The organism is Variovorax sp. dw_954 (assembly GCF_018449755.1).
In the GTDB taxonomy this organism is placed as follows: Bacteria; Pseudomonadota; Gammaproteobacteria; order Burkholderiales; family Burkholderiaceae_C; genus Variovorax.
Genome location: NZ_JAAVVD010000015.1, coordinates 37121 through 62478, shown reverse-complemented (window position 1 = coordinate 62478; position 25358 = coordinate 37121). Strand labels below are relative to the sequence as shown.

General features: G+C 64.2%; 19 protein-coding genes. 12 read left to right on the top strand and 7 right to left on the bottom strand.

What is annotated here, in order from left to right; genetic code table 11:
- The first annotated feature begins 21 nt into the window (after positions 1 to 21).
- The 8 genes from tssH to HB681_RS22135 all read left to right on the top strand — a co-directional run bounded on the left by tssH (position 22) and on the right by HB681_RS22135 (position 13415).
- A complete protein-coding gene (tssH, locus tag HB681_RS22170; RefSeq protein ID WP_213957029.1) occupies positions 22 to 2736 on the top strand; it encodes a type VI secretion system ATPase TssH in 2715 nt (904 codons plus the stop codon).
- Between the two features lie 63 nt (positions 2737 to 2799).
- Positions 2800 to 5649: a type VI secretion system Vgr family protein gene (locus HB681_RS22165; RefSeq protein WP_213957028.1), complete on the top strand. Its 2850-nt coding sequence runs from the start codon at positions 2800 to 2802 to the stop codon at positions 5647 to 5649.
- A 5-nt stretch (positions 5650 to 5654) separates the two neighbouring features.
- Complete coding sequence (locus HB681_RS22160) at positions 5655 to 6650, top strand: DUF4123 domain-containing protein (RefSeq protein ID WP_256353969.1); 996 nt, start codon at positions 5655 to 5657, stop codon at positions 6648 to 6650.
- Positions 6651 to 6660: 10 nt separating this feature from the next.
- Positions 6661 to 9366: a T6SS effector BTH_I2691 family protein gene (locus HB681_RS22155; RefSeq protein ID WP_213957026.1), complete on the top strand. Its 2706-nt coding sequence runs from the start codon at positions 6661 to 6663 to the stop codon at positions 9364 to 9366.
- Positions 9363 to 10085, top strand: a complete 723-nt coding sequence (locus tag HB681_RS22150; protein ID WP_213957025.1) for a putative type VI secretion system effector — start codon at positions 9363 to 9365, stop codon at positions 10083 to 10085. Before HB681_RS22155 ends, HB681_RS22150 begins: the two co-directional genes overlap by 4 nt.
- Before the next feature lie 659 nt (positions 10086 to 10744).
- Positions 10745 to 11368: a hypothetical protein gene (locus HB681_RS22145; RefSeq protein WP_213957024.1), complete on the top strand. Its 624-nt coding sequence runs from the start codon at positions 10745 to 10747 to the stop codon at positions 11366 to 11368.
- A 230-nt stretch (positions 11369 to 11598) separates the two neighbouring features.
- Positions 11599 to 11865, top strand: a complete 267-nt coding sequence (locus HB681_RS22140; protein ID WP_213957023.1) for a PAAR domain-containing protein — start codon at positions 11599 to 11601, stop codon at positions 11863 to 11865.
- A gap of 32 nt (positions 11866 to 11897) precedes the next feature.
- Entirely contained in the window at positions 11898 to 13415 is a 1518-nt protein-coding gene (locus tag HB681_RS22135) for a hypothetical protein (protein WP_213957022.1), read from the top strand.
- Here HB681_RS22135 and HB681_RS22130 read toward each other — a convergent pair.
- Positions 13405 to 14682: a c-type cytochrome gene (locus HB681_RS22130; protein WP_213957021.1), complete on the bottom strand. Its 1278-nt coding sequence runs from the start codon at positions 14680 to 14682 to the stop codon at positions 13405 to 13407. The two genes, HB681_RS22135 and HB681_RS22130, sit on opposite strands and share 11 nt — an antisense overlap.
- Positions 14682 to 15386: a c-type cytochrome gene (locus HB681_RS22125; RefSeq protein ID WP_213957020.1), complete on the bottom strand. Its 705-nt coding sequence runs from the start codon at positions 15384 to 15386 to the stop codon at positions 14682 to 14684. Before HB681_RS22125 ends, HB681_RS22130 begins: the two co-directional genes overlap by 1 nt.
- Positions 15387 to 15486: 100 nt before the next feature.
- On the opposite strand from HB681_RS22125, the gene HB681_RS22120 reads away from it, so the two are divergent.
- A complete protein-coding gene (locus HB681_RS22120) occupies positions 15487 to 16896 on the top strand; it encodes a PLP-dependent aminotransferase family protein (protein WP_213957147.1) in 1410 nt (469 codons plus the stop codon).
- A 91-nt stretch (positions 16897 to 16987) separates the two neighbouring features.
- Complete coding sequence (locus HB681_RS22115; protein WP_213957019.1) at positions 16988 to 17650, top strand: DUF1345 domain-containing protein; 663 nt, start codon at positions 16988 to 16990, stop codon at positions 17648 to 17650.
- On the opposite strand, the gene HB681_RS22110 is transcribed toward HB681_RS22115, so the two are convergent.
- Genes HB681_RS22110 through HB681_RS22100 form a run of 3 tightly spaced genes read right to left on the bottom strand, consistent with a single transcriptional unit; the run spans position 17622 to position 20604 of the window.
- Positions 17622 to 18560 carry a DMT family transporter gene (locus tag HB681_RS22110; protein WP_345944721.1) on the bottom strand — a complete coding sequence of 313 codons (939 nt, stop codon included), beginning with the start codon at positions 18558 to 18560 and terminating at the stop codon, positions 17622 to 17624. The two genes, HB681_RS22115 and HB681_RS22110, sit on opposite strands and share 29 nt — an antisense overlap.
- Positions 18557 to 19057 (bottom strand): methylated-DNA--[protein]-cysteine S-methyltransferase, encoded by a 501-nt coding sequence (locus tag HB681_RS22105; protein WP_213957018.1) that lies wholly within the window; start codon positions 19055 to 19057, stop codon positions 18557 to 18559. Before HB681_RS22105 ends, HB681_RS22110 begins: the two co-directional genes overlap by 4 nt.
- A gap of 11 nt (positions 19058 to 19068) precedes the next feature.
- Positions 19069 to 20604, bottom strand: a complete 1536-nt coding sequence (locus tag HB681_RS22100; RefSeq protein WP_213957017.1) for an AlkA N-terminal domain-containing protein — start codon at positions 20602 to 20604, stop codon at positions 19069 to 19071.
- 113 nt (positions 20605 to 20717) lie between these two features.
- Here HB681_RS22100 and HB681_RS22095 point away from each other — a divergent pair, with 113 nt between their 5' ends.
- Together HB681_RS22095 and HB681_RS22090 are read left to right on the top strand one after the other, a co-directional pair.
- The gene (locus HB681_RS22095; protein ID WP_213957016.1) at positions 20718 to 22100 is read left to right on the top strand and encodes a phosphomannomutase/phosphoglucomutase; all 1383 of its coding nucleotides are present in this window, start codon (positions 20718 to 20720) and stop codon (positions 22098 to 22100) included.
- A gap of 28 nt (positions 22101 to 22128) precedes the next feature.
- Positions 22129 to 23454 (top strand): 3-deoxy-D-manno-octulosonic acid transferase, encoded by a 1326-nt coding sequence (locus HB681_RS22090; protein ID WP_213957015.1) that lies wholly within the window; start codon positions 22129 to 22131, stop codon positions 23452 to 23454.
- Positions 23455 to 23707: 253 nt separating this feature from the next.
- Here HB681_RS22090 and HB681_RS22085 read toward each other — a convergent pair whose 3' ends face one another.
- Both HB681_RS22085 and HB681_RS22080 read right to left on the bottom strand, forming a co-directional pair.
- A complete protein-coding gene (locus HB681_RS22085; protein ID WP_213957014.1) occupies positions 23708 to 23989 on the bottom strand; it encodes a hypothetical protein in 282 nt (93 codons plus the stop codon).
- A gap of 33 nt (positions 23990 to 24022) precedes the next feature.
- Positions 24023 to 25342: a serine hydrolase gene (locus HB681_RS22080; protein ID WP_213957013.1), complete on the bottom strand. Its 1320-nt coding sequence runs from the start codon at positions 25340 to 25342 to the stop codon at positions 24023 to 24025.
- Between the last annotated feature and the right edge of the window lie 16 nt (positions 25343 to 25358).

The following is a 25358-nucleotide window of genomic DNA, read 5'->3' as shown; positions in this document are numbered from 1 at the left end:
ACTTCCAGAAGAAAAAAAGCAATGAGCACATCACTCAAGACGCTGATCACCAAGCTCAACCCTTCCGCGCGTGCCGCGACCGAACGTGCGGCCAACCTGTGTCTCTCGCGAGGGCACTATGAGGTCGACCTGGAGCATCTGTTTCTTGCGCTCCTGGAGCAGCCGGGCAACGATATCGCGCGCGTGCTGCGTGCCAACCGAATCAGCGCGACTGCGCTGCAGTCCGACCTGGAGCGGGAGATCGGCGCGTTCAAGAACGGGAACACGCGGACGCCGGTGTTTTCGACGTACCTGCAGAAGCTGTTCCAGCACGCGTGGCTGCTGGCCTCGCTCGATGCCCATGTCACGGCGATCCGCTCCGGACACTTGCTGCTGGCGTGGCTGACCGAGCCCGACTTGTCGCAGCTCGCCCAGCGCGGCTCGCCGCTGTTCGCCAGGATCCGCCTGGAAGACCTGAAGCACGATTTCGACAAGCTCACCGATGGCTCCGATGAGGCTGCCGATGCCAACGCGGCCCGCTCGTCGGCAGGTGCGCCTGCAGCCGAGCCTGAAGCCGGCGCGGTGTCGGGCAAGACGCCGGCACTCGACCAGTTCACCACCAATCTCACGCAGCGCGCGCGTGGTGGTGCGCTCGACCCGGTGGTCGGCCGGGATGCGGAGATCCGCCAGGTCATCGACATCCTCATGCGGCGCCGCCAGAACAACCCCATCCTCACCGGCGAAGCTGGCGTCGGCAAGACCGCGGTGGTCGAGGGGCTGGCGCTGCGAATCGCCGCGAACGACGTGCCGAAGGTGCTGTACGGCGTGGAAGTGCATACGCTCGACATGGGCTTGCTGCAGGCCGGTGCGAGCGTGAAAGGCGAGTTCGAGAACCGCCTGAAGAACGTCATTGCCGAGGTCAAGAAGAGCCCGCATCCGATCATCCTGTTCATTGACGAGGCGCACACCATGATCGGCGCCGGCGGGCAGGCTGGCCAGAACGATGCGGCCAACCTGCTGAAGCCGGCGCTGGCGCGCGGCGAGCTGCGCACCATCGCTGCGACCACCTGGGGCGAGTACAAGAAGTACTTCGAGAAGGACGCGGCGCTGGCACGTCGATTTCAGGTGGTGAAGGTCGAGGAGCCGAGCGAATCGCTGGCCTCCGCGATGCTGCGCGGCATCGTGCCGCTGATGGAAAAGCACTTCAACATTCGCGTGCTGGACGAGGCCATCACCGAGGCGGTGCGCCTGTCGCATCGCTACATCAGCGGTCGGCAGTTGCCGGACAAGGCGGTTGGTGTGCTCGACACGGCTTGCGCGAAAGTGGCGCTGGGGCAGAGCGCGACGCCGGCGTTGATCGAAGAGGCGCGAAAGTCGATCGATCGGCTTGACGCCGAGGCGGCAGCGCTCCAGCGCGACACGGTGGCGGGCGGCCGGCATGAGGCGCGGCTGGCTGAACTGGCTGAGCAGAAGGCAGCTGTGCAGGCATCGTTGGTGGAGTACGAGGCCAAGCTCAAGAAGGAAGGCGAACTGGTCGAGCGCATCAGGGCCTTGCGTGCGGAGCGGGAGGCCGCGCCTGTCATGCCCGCGGAGGCGGATGACAAGGCGCCTGAAAAGGCGGCGAGCCCCAAGTCTTCCGCTCGCGGCAAGAAGGCCGCACCTGGCGCAGCGCCGAGTGAGCTGGATGCCTTGCTCGCTGAACTTCGCGCGTTGCAAGGTGAGACGCCGATGGTGCCCTTGCAGGTCGACGGGCATGTGGTCGCGGAAATCGTCTCGGCCTGGACCGGCATTCCGCTCGGCCGCATGGTGAAGGACGAGATCCGCACCGTGCGCAAGCTCGACAAGCTGCTTGCCGAGCGCGTCATCGGGCAGGACCATGCGCTGGCGGCGGTAGCCCAGCGCGTGCGAACGGCGAGCGCCCGACTCGAAGATCCGAACAAGCCGCGCGGCGTGTTCATGTTCGTCGGCCCGTCCGGCGTCGGCAAGACCGAGACGGCATTGGCCCTGGCCGACATCCTCTATGGCGGCGAGAAGAAGCTGATCACCATCAACATGAGCGAGTACCAGGAGGCGCACAGCGTGTCGGGGCTCAAGGGTTCGCCGCCCGGATACGTGGGCTACGGCGAGGGCGGCGTGCTGACCGAAGCGGTGCGCCGCGCGCCCTACAGCGTGGTGCTGCTCGACGAGGTCGAGAAGGCGCATCCCGATGTGATGGAGATGTTCTTCCAAGCCTTCGACAAGGGGATGATGGACGACGCCGAAGGCCGCGAGATCGACTTCCGGAACACGCTGATCATCCTCACGTCGAACATCGGCTCGCCGCAGATCATGCAGGCCTGCCTGAACAAGTCCGGTGACGAACTGCCCGCGCCCGATGTGCTCGCGGAGGCACTGCGCCCGGCGCTGATGAAGTCCTTCAAGCCGGCCTTCCTGGGTCGGCTGAAAGTGGCGCCTTTCTATCCGATCACGGACGAGGTGCTGGTGCAGATCATCGAGCTGAAGCTCGGCCGCATCCGCGACCGCATCGCGGTCAACCACAAGGCGGTTTTCGAATGGGACGCGTCGCTGGTCGATGCGGTGCTGGCGCGTTGCACGGAGGTGGATTCGGGTGCGCGCAACGTCGATCACATCCTCAACGGCACCTTGCTTCCCGAGATTGCCGAGGCCGTGCTTGCACGCATGGCGGACGAAGCGCAGATCGGCAAGATCAAGGTCGGCTCGGCGAAGAACGGCGACTTCAAATACAGGATCACGTGAGCCCGTCTTGACGGCCGAGGGGCCGTCGGTGAAGAGTGATGAGTGAACAGGGAGAGAACAAAAATGTCCGTCAGTCCATTGCAAGTCGGCAACCTGCTGCGCGCAGGCTTCGAGCAACGCCACCGCCTGCTGGTGCTGCACACGCCGCTCGGCGCCAACCGCCTGCTGGCAGAGGCGCTCGATGGGGAGGAGTCCATCGATGCCGGTGGCTTCCGCCTTGAACTGAGCACGCTCTCCGATGATGCGCACATCCCTCTCAAGAGCCTGATCGGCCAGGCTGTTCGCCTCGACCTGCAGACGGCGCAAAGCCGCACTGAACTGCGACCCTTCCACGGTCATGTCACCGAAGCTCAACTGATCTCCAGCAATGGCGGTTTCGCCCGCTACCGCCTGGTCATCGAACCCTGGTTCAGCTTCCTGCAGTGGCGGCAAGACAGCTATCTGTTCCAGGACAAGGCCGTCTTCGACATCGTCGAGGCCGTCTTCGCGGACTACCAGACCCAGGGCAAGCTCAGCCCCCAATGGCGCTGGGACATCGCCGACCGCAGCGTCTACCCGCAGCGTGGCATCACCACCCAGTACAACGAAAGCGACCTGGCTTTCGTGACTCGTCTACTGGCCGAAGAGGGCCTGTTCTACTGGTTCGAACACCAGTCCGCCAGTGGTGAGAGCCTGGGCCAGCACACCATGGTCATCGCCGACCACGCCGGTGCGTTCAAGCCCAACGCGCAAGCGGAGATCCGCTTCCACCGCGCCGATGCCAGCGAGGCCGAGGACAGCATTCAGCAATGGCACGCACGCCGACAACTGCAAACCAACAGCCTGAGCCAGGTGAGCTGGGACTACAAGTCCGTCAGCCCGCGGCCTCTGCAGGAAGCCAGCAACCACACCAACAGCCTGCGCCACCGCACCCTGCACCGTGCCGACGACCCGGGGCACTACGCGTGGGAGACCAGCGCGCAGGGTGCGCGCCTTTTGCGCAACGCCATCGAAGCACTGGAACTGCGCAACAAGGCCTTCGAGGGAGAAGGCACCGCCCGCACACTGAGCCCGGCCAGCACCTTCACGCTGACCCAGCACCCGGTGCATGACCGTGACGGCGCGGAAGACCGGCGCTTCGCCGTCCTGACCGTGCGCCACGTTGCGCGCAACAACCTCGATGAGGACCTCCAGCGTGCAGCCAACGAGGAGCTGGGTGCGCCCGACCTGGCGCAGGACTTACCGGTCGTTGCGGACGACGGCAAAGGCAACAAGGCTGGAAAGTCCAACAAGGGCAACGCCAGCGAAGCCGTCCCCCACTACCGCAACCACTTCAGCGCCGTGCGCGCCGCGATCCCGTACCGCCCGCTCACCCTGGACGGCAAGGGCCGCGCAATCCACCCCAAGCCCACCATCCAGGGCAGCCAGAGCGCCATCGTCATCGGTGCGGGCGATGTCATCCACACGGACAGGGACCACCGCATCAAGGTCCAGTTCCACTGGCAGCGCGGCGGCGGCTCCAGCAGCCGCCTTGCGCATCCGGCCGGCGACAACAACGCCCCCGCCGCCCACCAACTCGGCGCCTGGGTGCGCGTGGCCACCGCGATGGCCGGCACCAACTGGGGCCAGGCGGGTGCGCCACGCACCGCACAGGAAGTGCTGGTCGACTACCTGCACGGCGACATCGACCGCCCCGTCGTTGTCGCGGCCCTGTACAACGGCCAGGGCGAGCCCGATGCCCAGTACAACCGGAAGCAGCTCGGCGCGGCCAACGCCACCGGCAATGCGCCCGCCTGGTTCGCCGGCCAGGAGGGCGAGCACGCCCACAACGCCGTCTACAGCGGCATCAAGACCCAGGAGATGCGCGCCAGCCAGAGCGGCACCGGCGGCTACAACCAACTCGTCTTCGACGACACCCCGCAGCAAAGCCGACTGGCACTGGCCACCACGCAAGCCTCCAGCCGGCTGCACCTGGGCCACCACAAGCAACAGAACGACAACCAGCGCGGCAAGGACCGCGGCCACGGGGCGGAACTGGCCACCACCGCCCAGGGCGCGATCCGGGCCGGCTCCGGCTTGCTGGTCAGCGCCCATGCGCAACCGAACGCGACCGGTCCCTTCATGGCCAGTCGAGAGGCGCAGAACCAGACCACGCAGGCACGAGAACTCGCCGAGTCACTGGCGGAAAGCGCGCAGACCCAGAAGGCCATGCTCAAGGGCGAGGCCAAGCCCGACAAGCTGGAGCCGATGGAAGGGCTCAAGCACGTGGCGAAGGTGCTGGGGACGACAGAGGGCGGCTCAGGCGCGGGTGGAAGCGATGACGACGGCGATATCAAGGCCACCGGTGGCGGCCAGGGCACCGTGACCGCGTGGAGCGAACCGCACCTGCAACTCACGGCGCCGATGGGCATCGGCATCGCCACGCCCAAGGAGGCGGTGATTGTGAGCGGGCAGACCAGCACGATCGTCGCCAACGAAGACATCGACCTGATGGCGCAAGGCCAGGCGGCCATTGCCGTGGCCAAGGGCGTGAGCCTGTACACGGTCGGCACCAAGGCCAAGGCGGAAGAGCCCAACACCGAGCGCGGTATCAGCCTGCATGCGGCCAGCGGCAAGGTGAAGCTGCAAAGCCAGAGCGGCGCCACGAAGATCGCGGCGGACAAGAAGGTGACGATCGCGAGCGTGACGAAGGAGATCGAGGTGGAGGCGCCGACGCATGTGCTGCTGACGGTGGGCGGGGCGTACGTGAAGCTGGAGGGGAGCAGCATCAAGATTCATGCGCCTGGGAGGGTGATGTTTCATGGGATGCATTCGATGGTGAGTTCGATGGGGGATAGGGCAAGCAATTCGGTGGACGGCGCGACATACAAGGGCTGTGCACCAAGCTCCATAGCAGCCGCCGCGTCACAAAGCGCGACTGTGGCACTTGGTTGATCGAGATGGAGTCATCAATCACCGTCGAGGCCGTCGCAAGGCATATCTCGCATGAGCTGCATCGACAGCTAGGTTTGCCCCATGCACCGAACTGCTTTCTGATTTTGGACTCCGTGCTGCGTCCAATCACTGATGCGGACGCCATTGCATCGGACTATCTGGAGCACTCGCAAACTCCGGTGCGGCTCGAGCCGAATGTTGATCCGACGCATTGGCCGGTCTTGGTGGGTTTTGACACCGGCAGGTTTGCCGGCAGTGAACTCCTTGCACACAGCGTCGCAGAGGCCTGCGAAGAATTGCAGGCCGATGCGCTCCAGTCCGGTGCGGGGCGTCGAATCGGCGGATGGTTGACGAGCGATTCGTCCGCCACGCAGGTTGCAAGGCATTTGCGCAACGCGATGTTGCAGCACCGTCCTGGAGTTGGATCGATTTGGCTCCGTATACATGACCCGGCCGTTCTATGGTGGCTATGGAAGTTTCTCTCCCCAGAACAGCGTCGTGCACTGTTAGGGCCAATCGATACATTCTGGATACTCGACCCCATCGGGCGTCTAACGCCGATCCGAACCGACACCACGGTTCCTGCCGGCGACGCCGGGCAGCTCACTCTCACGGACGCCTTGTGGCGGGACGTGGATTCCATCGCGCCGCTGAATTTGGCACTCCGCGAATGGACGCAGGCCCACACGTCGGGCGAACGGTTTGAATCCATTTTTGCAGGCGCTCTCGCTGCGGTACGCCGGGCGATGGCGACAGGCTTCAGCAGCGTAAGCGACCTTGCGTCGTACGCCCACTGCGCATTCGCGGTCCACCCCAGTTTCGACTCGCATCCAGATATTGAGAGATTGCTCGAACAGCGGGAGTCCGGGGACTATTTCACGCAATTAATCGATTGCGTGAGCACAGAAAGTTGGATCAGGATCGCGCGCGAATGCGCGGCAAACGATGTCCTCGCGAGTGACTACACCGCAGGATGGCCGAACACAGTAAAAGAAATGTGAAGGGGGAAGTATGGTGAAGCTTGCGTGCGATCAATGCGCTTCGAAGGGTCTGCCGATCATGCCGGTGCGCTACACCGTTGTTCCGAAAGACGTCAAACCTGGATTGCCTGGATGGGCCAGTGGACAGAGAGTCAAAGAGGTCGCACTGGGCAGCGAGTTTCAATACGCTCTGCGCACGATGCGTACTGGATTTCTGTATATCTTTTACGAAACAAACAAAGAAGGCTCCAACAAATGGGAGTGTTACGCTGTGGGCGAGGACGGCTGCTTCACCATTCAGCCTAGCCCCGCGGCCGCTTGGCCTCAAAGCACGCCGGCATTGGCATGCTCACGCCACGCGCTCAACACGCAAGTGCACTACATCGTGATCTCGGAACCCGAGAAATGTGGACCGACTTGGATTGCCTATAGCGAACACAAGTGGAGCAAGGAAACCGTTCAAGGATATGAACGCAATAGCAAGCTGCGCAACAAGCGCATGCAAACTATTCATCCAGCTCAGATGGCCGCAGGCGTCAAGCATTCGCATGGCGCGATTGCCACTCAAGCTACGCTGGAGGACATCCTCGAATATGCCTCGGTCGCGCCCACAGGGTCGTTGCCATTCGACAGAAAAGTCAGCGATCTTAGCGAGGAGAACGGTAGCTACTCCACTATGGATCTACATCGAATGAGCACTCGCTACCCTTGGCATCTGAGGACCGGAATGGCCGAGGGCACTATCGTACACATGGTATGCCGAAACAAGGGGGCGGGAAAACCCAGCGAGCCTCACGTCCTCGCAATGTGGGACGCTATCGGTATCGCGCACGAACTCAATGGCTACCGAAACGACGCGGCCGGATGGATCAAGAAGTATGGGGACGAGCGTGAATTACAAATTGCAGCGCTCAACAACTACAAGGGCCTGCGAAACGCTCTAGAAAATCAAGCATTTTCACGAGGAGAAGAGCACGTTCTGCGCGGCGCGCAGGATGGACCCTTGCAGTCTGCGCAGCGGGAACTCGAAGAAAAGTCAAGGACTTCACCGGACGAAGAATATCTACGAAAACAATTGGATCAAGTTCGCATTCTCAATAGCAAAATTTCCGCTGGCGCTCCTCGACTATCCGAAGAATTTGGCAAAAGCTTGGCGGGTAAGGCGTGGCCACCTTATCGAGAACGTATCGATACGGACGAGAGCGAACGTGTAGAGAAAAAATTGGCGGAGTTCCATGCCGCGGCCGCTTTTATCGTCGATCAACGCACGATACCACTCATTCGTTGGCTTGAGGCGCAGCTATTGTTGGACACGTTCAACGACTTCGATGGTCACAACTTGCTCGACGGCATGGTTTTTGGGGAGCAGGTTGCCGAGGCGATATGGGGTATAGGCTCGTGCCGGTCGGGGGCGCAAAAGATCGAGACTTGGGTGAAGGAGTGCAAGGCTACGGTCGAGTCGAATCTGCTTTGGAGGGTTGTTGCTCTCAACCAGATGCATGCACGCGAAGAACTCGACGAGAAGCTGAACGAAGCTGTACACCATAAGTCAGAGCAGACGCTGGCAAGCACACTCACTTGGATCGGCTATTCAGCAAAGTTCATGAAATCGATCGCAGATACGTACAAGAAGGCGCAAAGCGTTTTCGATGCTAACGTCAAGGCTGCTACGGGAACATCTTCTGCGTTTGGTGCCTCGATAAATAAAGTAAACGTACACGGCGCCGACAAATTTGCAATCACTGTAGGTGACTTTATTTTCAAGCATTTTCGGGTCGACAAATTAGGTGACTATGCGAGCGAGAAAATAATCCAGCATATCTTCAGTGTTCGCGCTTTTGTGAACCCGATGGAGTCGGAGGATTTGATTGCCAAACAAGTCGCGGCAGAGAAAATTGGCCGTGCACAAACCTTGCGCCGTCTGCAAGCGACCAAGACCTTCATGAAACTTGATACGCGTGAAATTCATACGCAACAGACAGAGGGTCTGAGAACCGCATGGGCCAAGTTCAAGGTCTCTGATGACGTCAAAGCGCCGCAAGCAATCAAGGACGCACGGCTAGCAATGGTGGTAATGCTCATCGAGGGTGTGAACTTTAGCAAGCTGCTGATCGAGAGCAAGACCAAGAACGACATGAAGAGCTGGCTGAGTTTGCTCGCCTCAGGTATGTCTATTGGGAGTGCATTAATGGACATTGCGACAGTGCCGATAAAGAATATGCCGGGAATGGGCGCAGAAACTTGGGGGTATCAAGTGGTGAAGGGCTGGGGCGGCGTACTAAGTGGAGGAGCTGCGTGGGTTGGCGTCTATCTTGACTTTGAGGATTCGAAACAGGCTGACGCTAAAGGCTACGGCAATCTCTACTGGCTCTACGCCCTCAAGGGTGGTTTAGGTGTTGCCAATGGTGCACTAACATTCGCCGTTACCTTTACCTATGCGGCGCCCCTTGTTGCCCGACTGACCGGGCGTGCCGCAGCAGGTGCCGCCATCGAAGCGGTCGGCGCGCGAGCAGCTGCGATTATCGGACTGCGAATTTTAGGGATGGCCGCAGGGGGGTGGATTACTGTGGGGATGCTCGGCGTTCAAGTTGTCATTTGGTGGATCTCGCCTAACGCGATCGAAGACTGGATTGATCATTCCGCGTTTGGAAAAAAGCGATCAACGGGAGGATATAAGACGGCCAAGGAGCAAGACGAAAAGATGAAAAAGGCGCTGATTGAAATGGGACTCCAATGAGCGGACATCCAAACGGCCTAAAAAAACTTTCGGGCGAAATCAGGAACTATAAGGCCACCCGCGCCGAAGCCAGCTTTGTTTTCACGGGCGCTGATCGAACAAAATTGGGTGTGGTAGCGATTGCAGCAGGAATCGCGGGGCTGAGTGGGGCTGCAATCGCTAGTGCCTCAAGCGCTGCCAGCGTAGAGGAAGCGGCAGACTACTTGGAATTTGATCTGGACGACAGACCGGTGAAAGGGTGGGTATGGCGAAGCCCGTTCAAGGAGGGCGATCAGGTCGAGGTCGCGGCCGAGTGGCGGGGAGACCATTATGAAACGGCAGGGATTGCCCGGCCAGATGATCGCATCATTGCGCTGTACCCGCATTGCTCGCGGGGCATGGCAAAACATATCCGAAATGCCTTGAAGTGGTGGCTGATCATCGCAACTTGTTTTTCGGTGATGATGGCAATTTTTGTTTTTTCTACGGTGAGCGCGGACCGTTATTTTGCGGTAATGCTTACCGGTTTTCACTATGTCGTTTTAGCTTCCTACGCATTTTTTGGCCTCATGACTTTCAGCCTATGCCGTAGATGGACGCCCTTCGTTCGATTGGCTCAAAAAATCTTTGTCACTCTCGACTTGCCAGATCCAAATAATGTCGATCTCGTGAGCTCATCTAAGGCCAAACGTAGGCAGGATGATCCGGGTGAGTATGGCTTGTTCTTTTTTCGTTATTGACAATTATGTCGCCCTCGAAAATATGGAGTTAACCACGGCTTCATTTCCGCGTCTGTTGAGAAGCGTGTGAACCCGAGGAACTGACGAAGCGCCTGGGCAGGCCTGATGTCCTGAAAAAACTACGTCGCAGCGTCGCCAAGTTTCCGAAGGAATGGGACAAGGCAACGATCGAAGTGCGCTATGGTTTTGCGAAGGAGTTGGATGCCTTCAAGAAGAGCTCAGATGCGTGGGAGCGGTTGTAGACTCACTTGGAGGCAGTCTCACCTTCGATGGATTGCCGCAGCAGTCGTACAAAGATGCCCAATGGCACTGGCACCCGAGGGAGTTCATCGGGCAGTTCAGGAGATGCGGGTGGTTGAGCACCGAGGAGCTTGAAAGGGTATATCCAAGCACATATCAGCGCCGGATCGCAAAAAAAGACTGAGAGCGCGCCAGATGCACTGAGTCATGTTGTCCGCGAACGCTATCGCCAGTTCGTCAATCAAGTGTTGAGGAAATACCTCATCGCGGGAAGCACTCAACAGATGTCTCATTTCTTCGGTCAAGGCGCCGAGGAATCGCGAACGCTGACATTGCGGTTACTCGAGGCATCAATGGGGGGACAACTGCACTAGATAACCGGGTGTTTCACACAGTCCGCGCATACGGGATCCTCGGCGATGACGAGTAAGCAATTTTTCATTCGATTCGGATGTTGTGCGCTGCTGATTGCCGGTGCACCATTTCAAGCGTTTGCGGCAACTAGTTCAGAGAACATGGCCAGTGTCGAAGACATTGCCATCCGACTCCCGACGGATATGTATCGCGCACTAGTTGTAGGAGAGTTGGATGCGGCGACGAGTGTCGTTGCCGGAGAGAAGGGAGCACCGACGCGGATCACGTTTTCTTTGATTAAAAGCAAGCCTGTTGGCGGAACACATTCAGATGGGGGATCAGTTTGTATGGGCGGCATTCACCTTTGCGCTACTGCCCAAAGTGCTGATACCTACTGGATGGACTCGGCGACTGGCCAAATCAGAATCAGTGATCCAACTGAAAGTGTTCAGCAAACCCGACTTGGTGACTGGACTGCTTTTGAGGCATTTCCGCTTTGCGGTTGGTCTTCTGAGGCAGGTGTCCACAGCCCATATGGTGGTCAGTGCTACTCCGTCGTTCTGACCTCCCCTGCAAAGACGGTTGCTGTTCAAATCTTGCTTGGGCGCAATTCCGGGTGCAAACCGATTGAACAGTGCTGGGCCAAGCCGTTGGCTAAGTTGCGTCGGATGATGGCATCCGCAAGATGATTGCGCCATGAGAACCTTGGACTCAGCCATCTTGACGAGGCCCTGCGGTTCTCTTCAAGACTGTGGCTGAGTGCCGAAGACGCCTCACCGTTTGAAGCATTGCGGGCTACTCGCTGCCTTCCCTTACCTTATTCGCAGCTACCATCAGCAGGCTGCATGCACCGTCCACGCACAGACGCCGCGAGCATTGCGGCGCCGGCCAATCAGACAGTCAAGGGAGTGAACAATAAATGGACAGACCATTCATCCTGTTGGGCGACAAGACCAACCATGGCGGTGTCGTCATCACCGCATCCGAAAACACATTCACCGACGAGAAGCGCGTGGCGCGAATCGGGGACCTAGTGAAGTGTCCGATTCCGGGGCACGGGATCAACCCGATCGTGACGGCAAGCCCCTATGTCGAGATCGATGGGCGGCGGGTGGCGCGTCACCATGACACGACCGCTTGCGGCTCGCTGTTGCTGGCCAGTCAGTTCGACTCTTCTTCCGAATAGCGCCGTCACGCGCGCGTTTCTTTTCTACTTTCATGTTCTCGCGATTGATCAAACCGGCGCTGCTGGTGATGGCGGTGTTCGCCCTCGTCTGGGGGCTGGTGTACGTCTACTGGCAGTCGACTGCGCGTATGCCGAGCACGGGCGACGTGGTGGTGTGGCTCCTGGCGGCGCCGCTCGCGTTGGTGATGGCCGTGTGGGGTGTGAGCAAGGCGCGTGCGAGCCTGGCGGGCGACGCAGCGAACCCGGCATCGCAGGCCGCTGCTGCGAAAGGCCAGGGCTCGACGGGTGGTTTCCGTGGCGGCACTGCACCCGGCGGCGGCCAACACAAGACGGATGCCGATGAGGCCCGGTTTTGTCTGAGCGTGTTGGCGTCCAGCCTGCGCACGCCCGGCGGTGCCTCGGTGGAGGAGCTGGCCGCGGCGGTCGCGGAAGGGAAAGGGGCCAAGCCAGACCCCGAGTTGAAGAACGATGCGGGCTTTCCGATCTTCGCTGCGCGCATTGCGGAGCTCGAAGTGGATGATGAACCGCGCGACGAACTGGCCGAGATGCCCCTGTCGATGTCCGCCGGAATCGATGTGTCGATGCTGCCGGATGACCGGCTGCGTGCGATGCAGTCGATGCGCGAGACGCTGGCCGACTTGCTGCCTCGAGCGGACGAAGCCATGCTCGCAGCGGCGCCGCCAACGCCCGCTTCCGACAACAGCACGGCAAGGCAGCGCGACGTCCCCGAAGAGCCGCTGCTACGCATCTCATTGCTGCTGCCGGGCGGGTGGTCGGAGCAGGAGCGCCTGCTTGCAGCCCAATGGTCGCAGCACACCTGCCGCAGCGAAGACCCGACGCACGAATGGACAGTCGACTACGTCCGCAGCGAGGCGGGCACGACGGGCTGGACATTGCTGGACCGCGTCAGCCTCGCGCTGAATCGCGAATCGCAGAAGCCGGCGCTGTGGATCGTGATGGCGAGCGAGTCGGCGATTTCAGATTCGTGCGTTGCCCAGTGGGATGCGCGTGGCTTGTTGTTTTCGACGACACGCCGTAATGGGCTCATGCCGGGTGAGGCCAGCGCAGGCCTGCTGCTGACCGGCGCGAAGGATGTGCGCTTTGCCAGCGCGGACGCGGCGCAGGTCGCGCGGCCCGCGTTCGGGCAGCTCGAATCATCGGCGGACGCCTCGACCGTGTCGCGCGCCACCATGCTCGGCGCGCTCGCGGGGCGATTGGCCGAAGCATCCGCACTGGAAGTCACCGCCATCGAATGGGTGGTGAGCGATGCCGACCATCGTGCATCGCGCGTCACCGAAGTCGCGAAGCTGCTGCAGGACCGCTTGCCGCATGTGAGCTTCGACGAGAACAACCTGTCGACCGGCACCACCTGCGCGCACATGGGCGCGGCGAGCGACTTCGTCGGGCTGGCGCTGGCATGTCATCTCGCGAAGGAGCACCAGACGCACGTGATGGTCGCCTCGGTCTCCGATGCCTTCGCGCGCGGCGCGGTGCTGGTCGGCATGCCCATCCCGCCCGCAGAGAGCGCAGAGAAACCGGTCAGCGCCTGAGCACGTCCTGCGCGGACAGCGGCTCGGCGTTGTTCCCCCAGGCGCCGCGGATGTAGCTCAACACCGCGATCACTTCAGTGTCGTCCAGCGCCTGGCGGAAGGGCGGCATGCCATAGGGGCGCGGGTTGCCTGCGGTCGAAGGCAGGAAGCCGCCGTGCCGCACGATCTGGATCAGGTTGACCGGCGAGTCCATCAGCACGGCGCGATTGCCCGCCAGCGGTGGGTAGGCGCCGGGTGCGCCTTCGCCCTTGTCGCCGTGGCAGTACGCGCAGCGCTGGTCGAAGATTTTCTGGCCGGCGGCGATCACGCCGGGGTCGCGGCGGATCGCCTTCGATGGGGCGGGCGTTGCAGAACCCGTCGGGCTCGGCAGCGCTTTCAGGTACGCAGCCATCGCATGCAGGTCGGCCTCGTTCAAGTGCTGGGTGCTGCGGTAGACCACATCGGCCATCGGTCCCATGACAGAGCCGTGCGTGGACCTTCCCGTCCGCAGCAGCGCGACGATCTGCTCCGCGTCCCATTCGGAAAGACCGGCCTCGCGCGAGGAGGTGAGTGATGGCGCATACCAGTTCTCGACCGGAACCGACCCGCCGGAAAGGCCGCGCTCCTGCTCCGTCGCGCCGAGCACGTTGCGCGCCCCATGGCAGGCGATGCAGTGGGCCAGCCCATCGACCAGGTAGGCGCCGCGGTTCCACTCCGCGGGCTTCGAGGCATCGGCGACGAAGGGCTCGGGCGTGAATGACAGCGCGCGCCACACGGCGAGTGCCAGCTGCGTGTCGTAGGGGAAGCGCAGCCGATGTGCGTCGTTGGGGCGCGGTGATGCGGCCACGCCTTGCTGGAGATACGCGTAGATCGCATCGGAATCTTCTCGCGTGACCTTGGTGAAGTTCGGGTACGGAAACGCCGGGTACAGCAGGCGTCCATCCTTCGACCGGCCGTTGTGCATCGCGCGCCAGAAATGGGCGGCGCTCCAGTCGCCGATGCCGTGCGTCTTGTCGGGCGTGAGGTTGGTGGAATAGACCGAGCCGAACGGCGTGTCGATGGCAACCCCGCCCGCGTACGGTACGCCGCCGCGCGTGGTGTGGCAGCCGGCGCAGTTGCCGGCCAATGCGAGGTAGCGGCCGCGTTCGACCTGTTGTGGCGTGGGGGTGAACGCCACGGCTGGATCGGGCAGCGGGTCTTCGCCGCGAAGGTTCAGCTGCCACACCATGGCAGCAAGCACGGCGAGCAGCAAGAGAAGCGTCAGAAGGATCGATGCAAGGCGTCGCATCACTTCGCCTCCATCCCGCCGCATTTCAACGGCAACGGCGCGGGCAAGGAGGCTGCGGCCTTGGTATTGGCCGGCATCGGTTGCAGTGCGATCCAGCTTGCCACCGCGTTGATGTCGGCGGTCGTCATCTTGCGGCCGATCTCGGCCATGCAATCGGGCGCCAAGGCATGCCGGTCCTGTGTGAGCCACGCGCCGAGTTGTGACGACACATACAGGCGCGGCAGGCCGACCAGCGCGGGGATGGCCGGTTGCACGCCGGTGAGCGTGGCGCCGTGGCATTGCACGCAGGCCGGGATGCCGCGTGTGGCGTCGCCTTCCAGGGCAAGCTGCCGGCCGCGCTTCAAGGTGGCATCGCTGGCGTCGGTGGTCTGCGGGACGGGCGGGTAGGGCAGGTCGAGTCCGGCGAAGTACTCGGCCATCTCGCGCAGGTAGTCGTCCGACAGGTGCCTCACCATCCACACCATGTCGCTGTTGAATCGGCGGCCATCGCGGAAGCTGCGCAACTGGTTGTAGAGGTAGCCGGCCGGCTTGCCCGACAGGCGCGGAAAGTAGCCGGCACCGGTGGTCGCGCCTTCGCGGCCGTGGCAGGCGATGCAGGCGGCCACGCGCTGCGCGATGGTGTCCTCAGGCGCCGCCGCCATCGAGGGAGCCGCCAGGAGCCCACCGAGGAAGAACGCAACAACCCAGCACAAGCGTTTTGACATGGCACGACTGTGACGCGAACCGACCCAAAAGAACAGATGCAGTTTCAGCTTGATCGTGCGTAGCAGATAGAGTCGGGCGACCATGGACGCTACACCGCCGATCAAGCGCTACGAAGCTCTCGCCGCCGATATCGAAGCGTCGATCCGCAGTGGCACGCTGCGGGTTGGCGACCGCATCCCATCGGTCCGGCGCACGGGAGAAAGCCGCGGTGTCAGCGCGTCGACGGTGTTCCAGGCGTACTACCTGCTGGAGGCGCGCGGCCTGATCCGCGCCAGGGACCGGTCGGGCTACTACGTGGCGGAGGGTGGGCCGCGCGCGGCGCCGCCGGAGACGGAACTCACATCGCAGCCCGATGGCGAATCGGTGGCGCTGGATGTAAGCGAGCACGTCTTCAGCATCCTCGAAGCCAGCATGACGCGCGAGGTGGTGCCCTTCGGCTCCGCCTTTCCGAGCCCGCTGCTGTTTCCCTTGCCGCGGCTGGGCCAGATCCTCGCGGCCAGCGCGAAGAAGCTGGACCCATGGAGCACGGTGGACGACCTCACGCCCGGCAGCGCCGCGCTGCGCCGGCAGATCGCACTGCGCTACCTGGCCAACGGCGTCAACGTGCCGGCCGACGAGATCGTCATCACCAATGGCGCGCTGGAGGCGCTCAACCTGTGCCTCGGCGCGGTCACGCAACCCGGCGATTCGGTGATCGTCGAATCGCCGACCTTCTACGCTGCCTTGCAGGCGCTCGAGCGCATGGGCCTGCGGGCGATCGAAGTGCCGACGCATCCGCGCGAAGGCATCGAGCTGGGCGCGCTGGAGCAAGCGCTTGTGCGGCACAAGCCGAGCGCGTGCTGGCTCATGACCACGTTCCAGAATCCGCTCGGCAGCCTCATGCCGGCGGCCAAGAAGAAGGCGCTGGTCGAACTGCTCACACGCCATCAGGTGCCACTGATCGAAGACGATGTCTACGCCGAGCTGTATTTCGGCGACAGGCAACCCGCGCCGGCCAAGGCCTTCGACACCGAAGGCCTGGTGCTGCACTGCTCGTCCTTCTCGAAGAGCCTGGCGCCGGGCTACCGCATCGGCTGGGCGGCGCCGGGGCGTTTCACCCGCAACGTGGCGCGCCGCAAGCTGACGAGCACGCTGAACACCGCGGTGCCGACGCAACTCGCGCTCGCAACCTACCTGGAACGCGGCGGCTTCGACAAGCACCTGCGCAACCTGCGGCAGACGCTGGCAACCCAACAGGCGACTTTCGCGCAGGCGGTCGGCCACTACTTCCCGGAGGGCACGCGCGCGACGCGCCCGCTCGGCGGCTACTTCCTGTGGCTGGAGCTTCCGAAGCATGTCGACGCGCTCGACCTGCATCGACGCGCACTCGCGCAAGGCATCAGCGTGGCGCCGGGCCCGGTCTTCTCGGCCACGCGCGGTTTCGGCAACCACCTGCGCCTCAACTACGGCCACGCATGGGACGCGCGAAGCGAACGCGCGCTGGAGACGCTGGGCCGCCTGGCCGGGTAGGACCGGTTCGCACTGGTGACGAGCGACTCCGTTCGTCGTGTGAACAAGCCCCAGCACGCAGGCGTGCAAGGGCGGCGCTACAGTCGGCCGCATGCGCAAACACCTTTCGACGACCACCGGCCCGCAACGACTGATCTACGGCGGTGCTGTCGGCGTCGTGGTGGGCCTGATCCCGTGGCCGCTGCTGAACGGCATGGGTCGCGGGCTGCTCGGCTGGAGCGTCGGCGTCGCGGTGTACCTGTGCCTGGCGTGGTGGCTGGCTCACACCTTCGATGCGGAGCAGACGCGGCAGCGCGCACAGGAGATGGACCAGCCCAACCTGGTGCTGCTGGTGATCATGCTGACGGCGGTCACCGTCAGCATGGTGGCCATCGCGATGCTGCTGCAGCAGGTCAAGCTGCTCGCGGGGCCGGTGCGCGCCGCGCACATCCTGCTGGCGCTGGTGGCGTTGGCCCTTTCGTGGCTCATGATCCACACCGTCTACGCCTTCCACTACGCGCACAGCTACTACCTGCAGAAGATGAGCCGTGCCAAGGACGACCACGGCCTCGACTTCCCCGGCACTGCGCCGCCCGACTACGCCGACTTCGTCTACTACTCGTACGTGATCGGCATGACCTCGCAGGTGTCGGACGTCCAGATCAACTCGGCGGAGATGCGCCGCATCACGCTGATCCACAGCGTGCTGTCCTTCGGCTTCAACATGCTGGTGCTGGCGCTCAGCATCAACGTGGTTGCCGGCGCCATCCAGTAGCGCCGATCGGCAGCTTCACGATCCCGGTCGACAGCGCCACGCCGCAGACGATCACCGCCGCGCACATCAGCATCCACATCGTGATCGGCTCGTCGAGGAACACCGCCCCGTAGAACACCGCGAACACCGGCACCAGGAAGGTCACGGTCAGTGCGCGCGCCGGCCCGGCCAGGGCGATCAGGCGAAAGAACAGGATGTAGGCCACGCCGGTGCAGAAGATGCCCAGCGCCGTGAGCGCCAGCCATGCATGCAGGCTCGGCATCTGCGTCGGCCAGAGCCAGATGGCCGGCAGGACGAGGAACAGCGTCGCGCCGACCTGGCTGCCGGCGGCCGTCGCCAGCGACGGAATGCCGACGAGGTAGCGCCGCGTGGCGCTGGCCGAGATGCCGTAGCTCAGGCACGCGCCCAGGCAGGCCAGCACGCCGAGGAGTTGCGCGCCGCCCGAGCCCTCTTGGGCACCGGCGTGCGGCGTGGTGCTGTGGCTCGCCAGCAAGGCCACGCCGACGAAGCCGATCACCAGCCCGACCAGCCGCGAGTTGTCCGGCCGGTCGCGGAACCAGGCCCACGCGACCAGCGCGCCGAACATCGGCACCGTGGCGTTGAGCACCGCGGCCAGTCCGCTGCTCAAGGTGAGCAGGGCAAAGCAGAACAGCGCGAAAGGCAGGCCGGAGTTCGCCACGCCGATGAGCAGGATCGGCTTCCAGTGCTGCGCCAGCGCCGCGCCTTGACGCGCGAAGAAGAGGCAGGGCAGCAGGAACAGCGTGGCGATGCCGACGCGCACCGCGGCCGTCGGTAGCGCACCGAACTCCGCCGCGCCGATGCGCATGAAGAGGAAGGACGCACCCCACAGTGCGCCAAGCAGGACGAGGTCGACCAGCCAGCGGCGCGAATGCACGACGGGTTGGCTCACAAGGCGCCCTCCAGCGCCAGCAATGCGCTCTTGCGTTCGAGCGATCCTGCGTAGCCGGTCAGCCCGCCATCGGCGCCCAGGACGCGATGGCACGGCACGATCACGCTGATCGGATTCCGCCCGACCGCCGCGCCGACCGCGCGAACCGCCGTCGGCCTGCCGATGCCCGCGCCCAGCGCGCCGTAGGTGGTGGTCGTGCCGGGCGCGATGGTGCAGAGCGCTTTCCACACGGCCTGCTGGAAGTCGGTGCCGTGCGAGAGGTCGAGCGGCAGGTCGAAGTCCTTTCGGCGACCGGCGAAATAGTCGTGCACCTGCAGCGCCGCTTCTCGCAGGACGGGATGGTCGTCATCGGTCTGCCAGCCGCTCATGTCGTGCATGTGCTTCTGGCCGTCGAACCAGAAGCCCGCAAGCCCGGCGTCGGTCGCGGCCAGCGTGATGGTCCCCAGCGGGCTGTCGATGTGGGTGCAGTGGATGGCCGAGGGATGCTTGAATTTCATGATGGTTCTGTTCAGTCGATGGCGCTCGTTGTCGTGCGAGCGGCCGTGATCGTCGATGGATGGGCCTGTGCGTCCGGGGGTGAGGGCGGCGAGTGCCACGCGCGCAGCACCGCGTAACTGCGCCACGGCCGCCAACCCAGCGAGGCTTCGTGCGCCGCCTTGGCGCCGGTCACGCCAAGCGCCTTCTGCAAGGCCACGTCGCCGGCAGGAAAGGCGTCGGGCCAGCGCAGCGCGCGCATGGCGATGTACTGTGCCGTCCAGTCGCCGATGCCGGGCAGGGCTTGCAACGCGGCCAACGTGGCTGGCACGTCGGCGCCGGCATGCAATGCAAGCCGGCCATCGGCCACTTCGCGCGCCAACGCCTGCAGCGCGGCCTGGCGCTGCTTCACGATGCCAAGCTGCCCCAGCGCGTCGCCGCTGGCGGCGGAAATGGCAGCCGGTGTCGGGAACAAGCGGCCCAGGCCCTTGACCGGCGTTTCGATGGGCTCGCCGAAAGCCGCGACCAGCCGCGTGCCCATCGTGCGCGCCGCCGCGACTGTGATCTGCTGGCCCAGCACGGCGCGCACTGCGAGTTCGAAGCCGTCGAGCGTGCCGGGTACGCGCAGCCCGTCGCCTTGCGGAAAGTGCGCGTGCAGGGCAGCGTTGATGGCGATTGGGTCGGCGTCCAGGTCGAGCATGCCCCGGACCCGGCTGATGACCACCGGCAGCACCGCCGCCAATGAATCGCTCACCGACAGCAGCACCAGCTCGCGCTCGGCATCGAAACGCAATTGCAGCCAGCCGCCGTGCGTGCGTCCAGCCTGCGAGATGCGCAGCGTCCGCGCGAGGGTGCCAGCGACGACAGTCTCGACTTCGCCCAATGCGCGACGCTCGAAGAAGCCGAGCATGGCCGCGGCGTCATACGGTGGCCGGTAGCCGAGCCGCACTTCGATCGGCCGGCCCTCGCGGCTGCCGCCCGCGCGCCGCAATGCGCTCGGGTTGAGCTTGTAATGCGCCAGGAAGGCCGCGTTGAAGCGTCGCACGCTGGCGAAGCCGCTGGCCAGCGCCACCTGCGTCATCGGCAGGCGCGTGTCGGCGATCAACTGCTTGGCCGCGAGCAGTCGGCGCGTCTGCAAATACTGCAGCGGCGACACGCCGAACTGCGCCTCGAAGATGCGCCGCAGGTGCCGGTCGCTCACGCCGAGCCGCATGGCAATCTGCGCGGCGCCGGGGCCGTCCTCGGCCCATGCATCGGGCTCGTCGATCAACCTTGCGGCCTGCAACGCCAGGATGCGGGAGGCGTCCTCGGTGGACCAGCTTGCGGCACGCGGCGCCAGTTCGGGCCGGCAGCGCAGGCAGGGCCGAAAGCCCTCGGCCTCGCACTGCGCCGCATGCCGGAAGAACAGGCAGTTCTCGCGCCGCGGCAGTTTCACGCGGCACACCGGCCGGCAGTAGATGCCGGTAGATGTCACAGCCGTGAAAAATGTCCCGTCGAAGCGTGCATCGTGCGTCTTCATCGCAAGGTAGCAGGCATCGCTCTCCAGGGTGGGCGCGGAAGGGTTCGACATAGGGGAATCATACGGCTCTCCCACTCTGGGAATAGCCGTTTCCGGACATCATCCCCGCAAACCTCCGGCCTACAATGCCGTTCGCTTTTTTCAGACCAGCCAGGGACTCCTTCATGCAACTCAGCGCTACGATTTTCAAGGCCTATGACATCCGTGGGGTCGTGCCCAGCACGCTCGACGTGGACGTGGCCGAAGCCCTTGGCCGTGCCTTCGGCAGCGCGGCGCGCGCAGCCGGCGAGAAGGCTGTGGCCGTGGGCCGCGATGGCCGCCTGTCGGGCCCTTCCTTGAGCGCCGCACTCATCCGCGGCCTGGTGGCCACCGGCGTCGAGGTGATCGACGTCGGCGCCGTCACCACGCCCATCCTCTACTTCGCCGCGCACACGCTCTGCACCAGCGGCATCCAGGTCACGGGCAGCCACAACCCGAAGGACTACAACGGCTTCAAGATGATCCTCGCCGGCCGTGCCATCTACGGCGACGAGATCCAGGGCCTGCGCCGCACGATGGAAGCCGGCAGCGCCACGCTGGCGCCGGGCGGCAGCGTGCGCGAAGTCGATGTGCTGCCGGCCTATGTGCAGCGCATCGTCGGCGACATCAAGCTCGCGCGGCCGATGAAGATCGTGGTCGATTCGGGCAACGGCATCGCAGGTGCATCGGCGCCGGCCATCTTCCGTGCGCTCGGCTGCGAAGTGACCGAGCTTTTCAGCGAAGTCGACGGCAACTTCCCCAACCACCACCCGGACCCGAGCAAGCCCGAGAACCTGCGTGACCTGATGGCCGCGTTGAAGGCCGGAGATGCCGAACTGGGGCTGGCCTTCGATGGCGATGGCGACCGCCTCGGCATCGTCACCAAGGACGGCCAGAACATCTTCCCCGATCGCCAGATGCAGCTGTTCGCGCAGGACGTGCTCTCGCGCGTGCCGGGCGGCACCATCATCTACGACGTGAAGTGCTCGCAGCGCCTCGGCCCGGCCATCGAAGCGGCCGGCGGCGTGGCCATGATCTTCAAGACCGGCCATTCGCTCATCAAGGCGAAGATGAAGGAAGTCGACTCGCCGCTCGGTGGCGAGATGAGCGGCCACATTTTCTTCAAGGAGCGCTGGTTCGGCTTCGACGATGGCACCTACGCGGGTTGCCGCCTGCTGGAGATCCTCAGCAAGAGCCCCGATGCGAACGTCGTGCTCAACGGCCTGCCGACCAGCTTCTCGACGCCCGAACTCAACGTGGCCTGTGCCGAAGGCGAGCCGCATGGCCTGGTCGATACGCTGGTGAGCACTGCACGCTTCGACGCACCCGCGAAGGTCTCGACCATCGACGGCTTGCGCGTCGACTGGCCCGATGGCTTCGGCCTGATCCGTGCGTCCAACACCACGCCGGTGCTGGTGATGCGCTTCGAGGGCCAGACCGATGCAGCGCTGCATCGCATCCAGGACACGATGCTGACCTTGCTCAAGACCGTCAAGCCCGACGCCAAGCTGGCCGAAGCTGCCCACTGATCGCGGCGAACAAGAGAAAAAGAATCACGTGCGTTCGTTGTCCCTGCGCCTTTATGGCGTTGTTACCAGGCTGATCCAGCCATTGCTGCGCCGCAAGCTGCGCCGTCGCGCCGTGGCCGAACCCGGCTATGGGGTCGCGGTGGAGGAACGCTTCGGCCACTACCCCACCACGCCTGGCGGCACCGACTGGTGCTGGATCCATGCGGTCTCGCTCGGCGAGGCGCGCGCAGCGGGCATCCTGATCGAGGAACTGCGGCGGCAGGCGCCCGGCATTCGCCTGCTGTTGACACATGGCACCGCCACGGGCCGCGAGGAGGGCGCCAAGCTGCTGCAGCCGGGCGATGTCCAGGTCTGGCAGCCCTGGGACACGCCCGCGGCGGTGGCGCGCTTCCTGGACCGCTTCTCGCCCCGCATCGGCGTGTTGATGGAGACCGAGGTCTGGCCCGAGATGACGGCCGCCTGCGCCGAGCGCGGCATCCCGCTGGTGCTGGCCAATGCGCGGCTCAATGCCAAGTCGCTGGCGTCAGCCGAGCGCCTGGGCTGGCTGGCGCGGCCGGCCTATTCGTCGCTCAGGGCGGTGTGGGCGCAGACCGAGGCCGACTCGCATCGGCTGGTGTCGCTGGGCGCCAAGGTGTCGGGCATCTTCGGCAACATGAAGTTCGATGCCGCGCCTGAACCGCGCCAGCTCGCCACAGCGGCCAGCCTGCGGGCCACGCTGCCCAAGCCGGTCATCGTGTTCGCCAGTTCGCGCGACGGTGAGGAGCAGCAACTGCTCGAGGTGCTGAAGCGCTTTGGCGCCGCCGCGCCGGTGCCGGTTGCGCACACGGCCATCAATTCCATCGCCAAGCGCGTACACGACGTGCAATGGATGATCGTGCCGCGGCATCCGCAGCGCTTCAACGAAGTGGCTGCGCTGGTCGAGGCGAATGGCTTTGCGGTGGCGCGCCGCAGCGCGGTGGACCAGGACCAGGGCGATGCGGAAATCTGGCTTGGCGACTCGCTCGGCGAGATGGCGCTGTACTACGGCCTGGCCCATGTCGCATTGCTCGGCGGCAGCTTCGAGCCGCTCGGCGGGCAGAACCTGATCGAGGCGGCTGCCTGCGGTTGCCCGGTCGTGATGGGCCCGTCGACCTTCAACTTCGCCGAGGCGGCGGAACTGTCGCTGGCGGCCGGTGCATCGCTGCGCGTCAACGACATGGAGCAGGCCGTGAAGGCCGCGCTGGCGCTGGTGGGCAACCCTGCGCGCCATGCGGCGATGGTGGAGGCCGCGCAGGCGTTCTCATCCTCCAATCGCGGCGCCGCGCAGCGCACTGCCCAGGCCGTGCTGGCCATCGCCGAGCCGACCGGGCCGTAGCTACCGCTTCTCGCAGCTCAGCTTCTCGAAGTCGCTGCGGCTCGAATAGCGGAGGCGGGGGTAGTACTGCCGAGCACCGCCTGCTCTTCGTTCAGCTTGCGAGTCGCGAAGATGCTGCGCGGCCGGAACTCCGGCGAAGACATCATCTGCCGCCACACGACGTAGCCGCCCTGCTGGGTCCCATGCCACGCGGGAGCAGGACTCTTTTGCTTTCCCGGATGAATGACTGGCCTGCACGGCGCCCAGCGGCTGGCTACCGCAGGCGCGGAGGATCACCGAAGACCTCCCTGGCCCATTCATCGAAGGCATGGGCGTCGGTGACGCCTCTGCGGCCCCACCAGCTGCCGAACGCCGTGAGATCGGCGATGCTGGCGCCGGTGGCCTGGTGAAAGATCAGGACGATCTGGATCGAGTGGGTACCCTCCCGGTACAACTGGTTCGCGAGCTCCGAGGCCCTGCGCCCGCCGCGCAGTTGCTCGCGGACGAAGGCCGTCTTCGCGGGGTAGTGTCGATCCTTTGAACGATGCGGGCGCATTGCGATGTCCCCGCACTGGATTGGATCCGCGAATCAGCGGCGCATCAACCTGTCCGCCACGGCACGGAAAGCCGGGAGCATCACCGGATCGCTGACGCCGTTGGCGGCCTGCGGCGCCGAGGCGAATCTCGCGATCACCATCTCCGCTTTCGGATCGATGTAGATGGTCTGGCCGTGCACGCCGCGCGCGGCGAAGACGCCGTGGTCGTCGTGCGAGATCCACCACATGTCGCGGTAGCTCCAGCCCGGCAGCGTGGCGTAGCCGGCGCGCGCGAAGACTGCGCGGTCGCCGCCATTGCGGATGTCGTCGACGACCGCCTTGGGGATGATCGCCTGGCCATTGAACTTGCCGTCCTTGCGCATCATCTCGCCGAAGCGCGCCATGTCGCGTGCGGTCAGGATCAGGCCGCCCCCGGCGAATTCGTTGCCGGCCGAATCGACCGCGATCATGGCGTCGCGCTCGGTGCCGAGCCTGCTCCAGATGCGCTCCGAGAGCAGTTCGCCCACGGTCTTGTTGGTCGCACGGCGAATCAGCCAGCCCATCACGTCGGTGTTGACGGTCTGGTAGCGGAAGGCGCCCGCGGCCTCGGGATCCTTCTGCACGGTCTTGGCGAAATCGTAGAAGTTCTGCGGCCCGGTGTAGCCGGCGGGGCGTGGCAGCACGCTGCCGGCGCGCACGTAGGTCCAGATCTCGGCGTTCGGGTCGGCATAGTTCTCGGAGAACTTGATGCCGGTGGTCATGTCCATGACCTGCCGCACGGTGACGTCGCCGAAGCCGGAGTCCTTCAGCTCGGGGATGTACTGCGTGACCATCGCGCCGGGGTCGAGCTTGCCTTCGTTGACGAGCATCTCGCCCAGCGTCCCGAAGAACGACTTGGTGACCGACATCGCGATGTGGCGCGTGTGCGGCGTCATCGCGCCGGCGTATTTCTCGTAGACGATGCGGCCCTTGTGCAGCACGACGATGGCATCGGTGTAGTTGGCCGCGAGCGCCTGCTCGAAGGTCATCGTGGCGCCGCCGTTCGCGGGCTGGAAGCTCAGGCCGGCGATGTCCTTGCGCTCGGCGCGCGGCAGCGCGGCCACCTTGCCATCGCCCCGCCAGACATCGGACGAGGGGATCAACTGGTTCCAGTGCGCGAACGACCAGCGCGTCTGCGGGAACTTGTAGAAGCTGCCGTCGACCCAGCGCACGGTCTTGTCGGCAGCCGGTGGCGAACCCTGCATCCAGCCCATCGCAACGGGGTCGCTGGCGGCGGGATCGGGTGCGGCTGCCGGTGCCTGCGCCATCGCGGCGCCGGCAAACAGCAGCGCAATGGCGGCGGAAATGGTCTTGATGGTCTGGATCTTGTTCATGTTGTCTTCTCCCGGT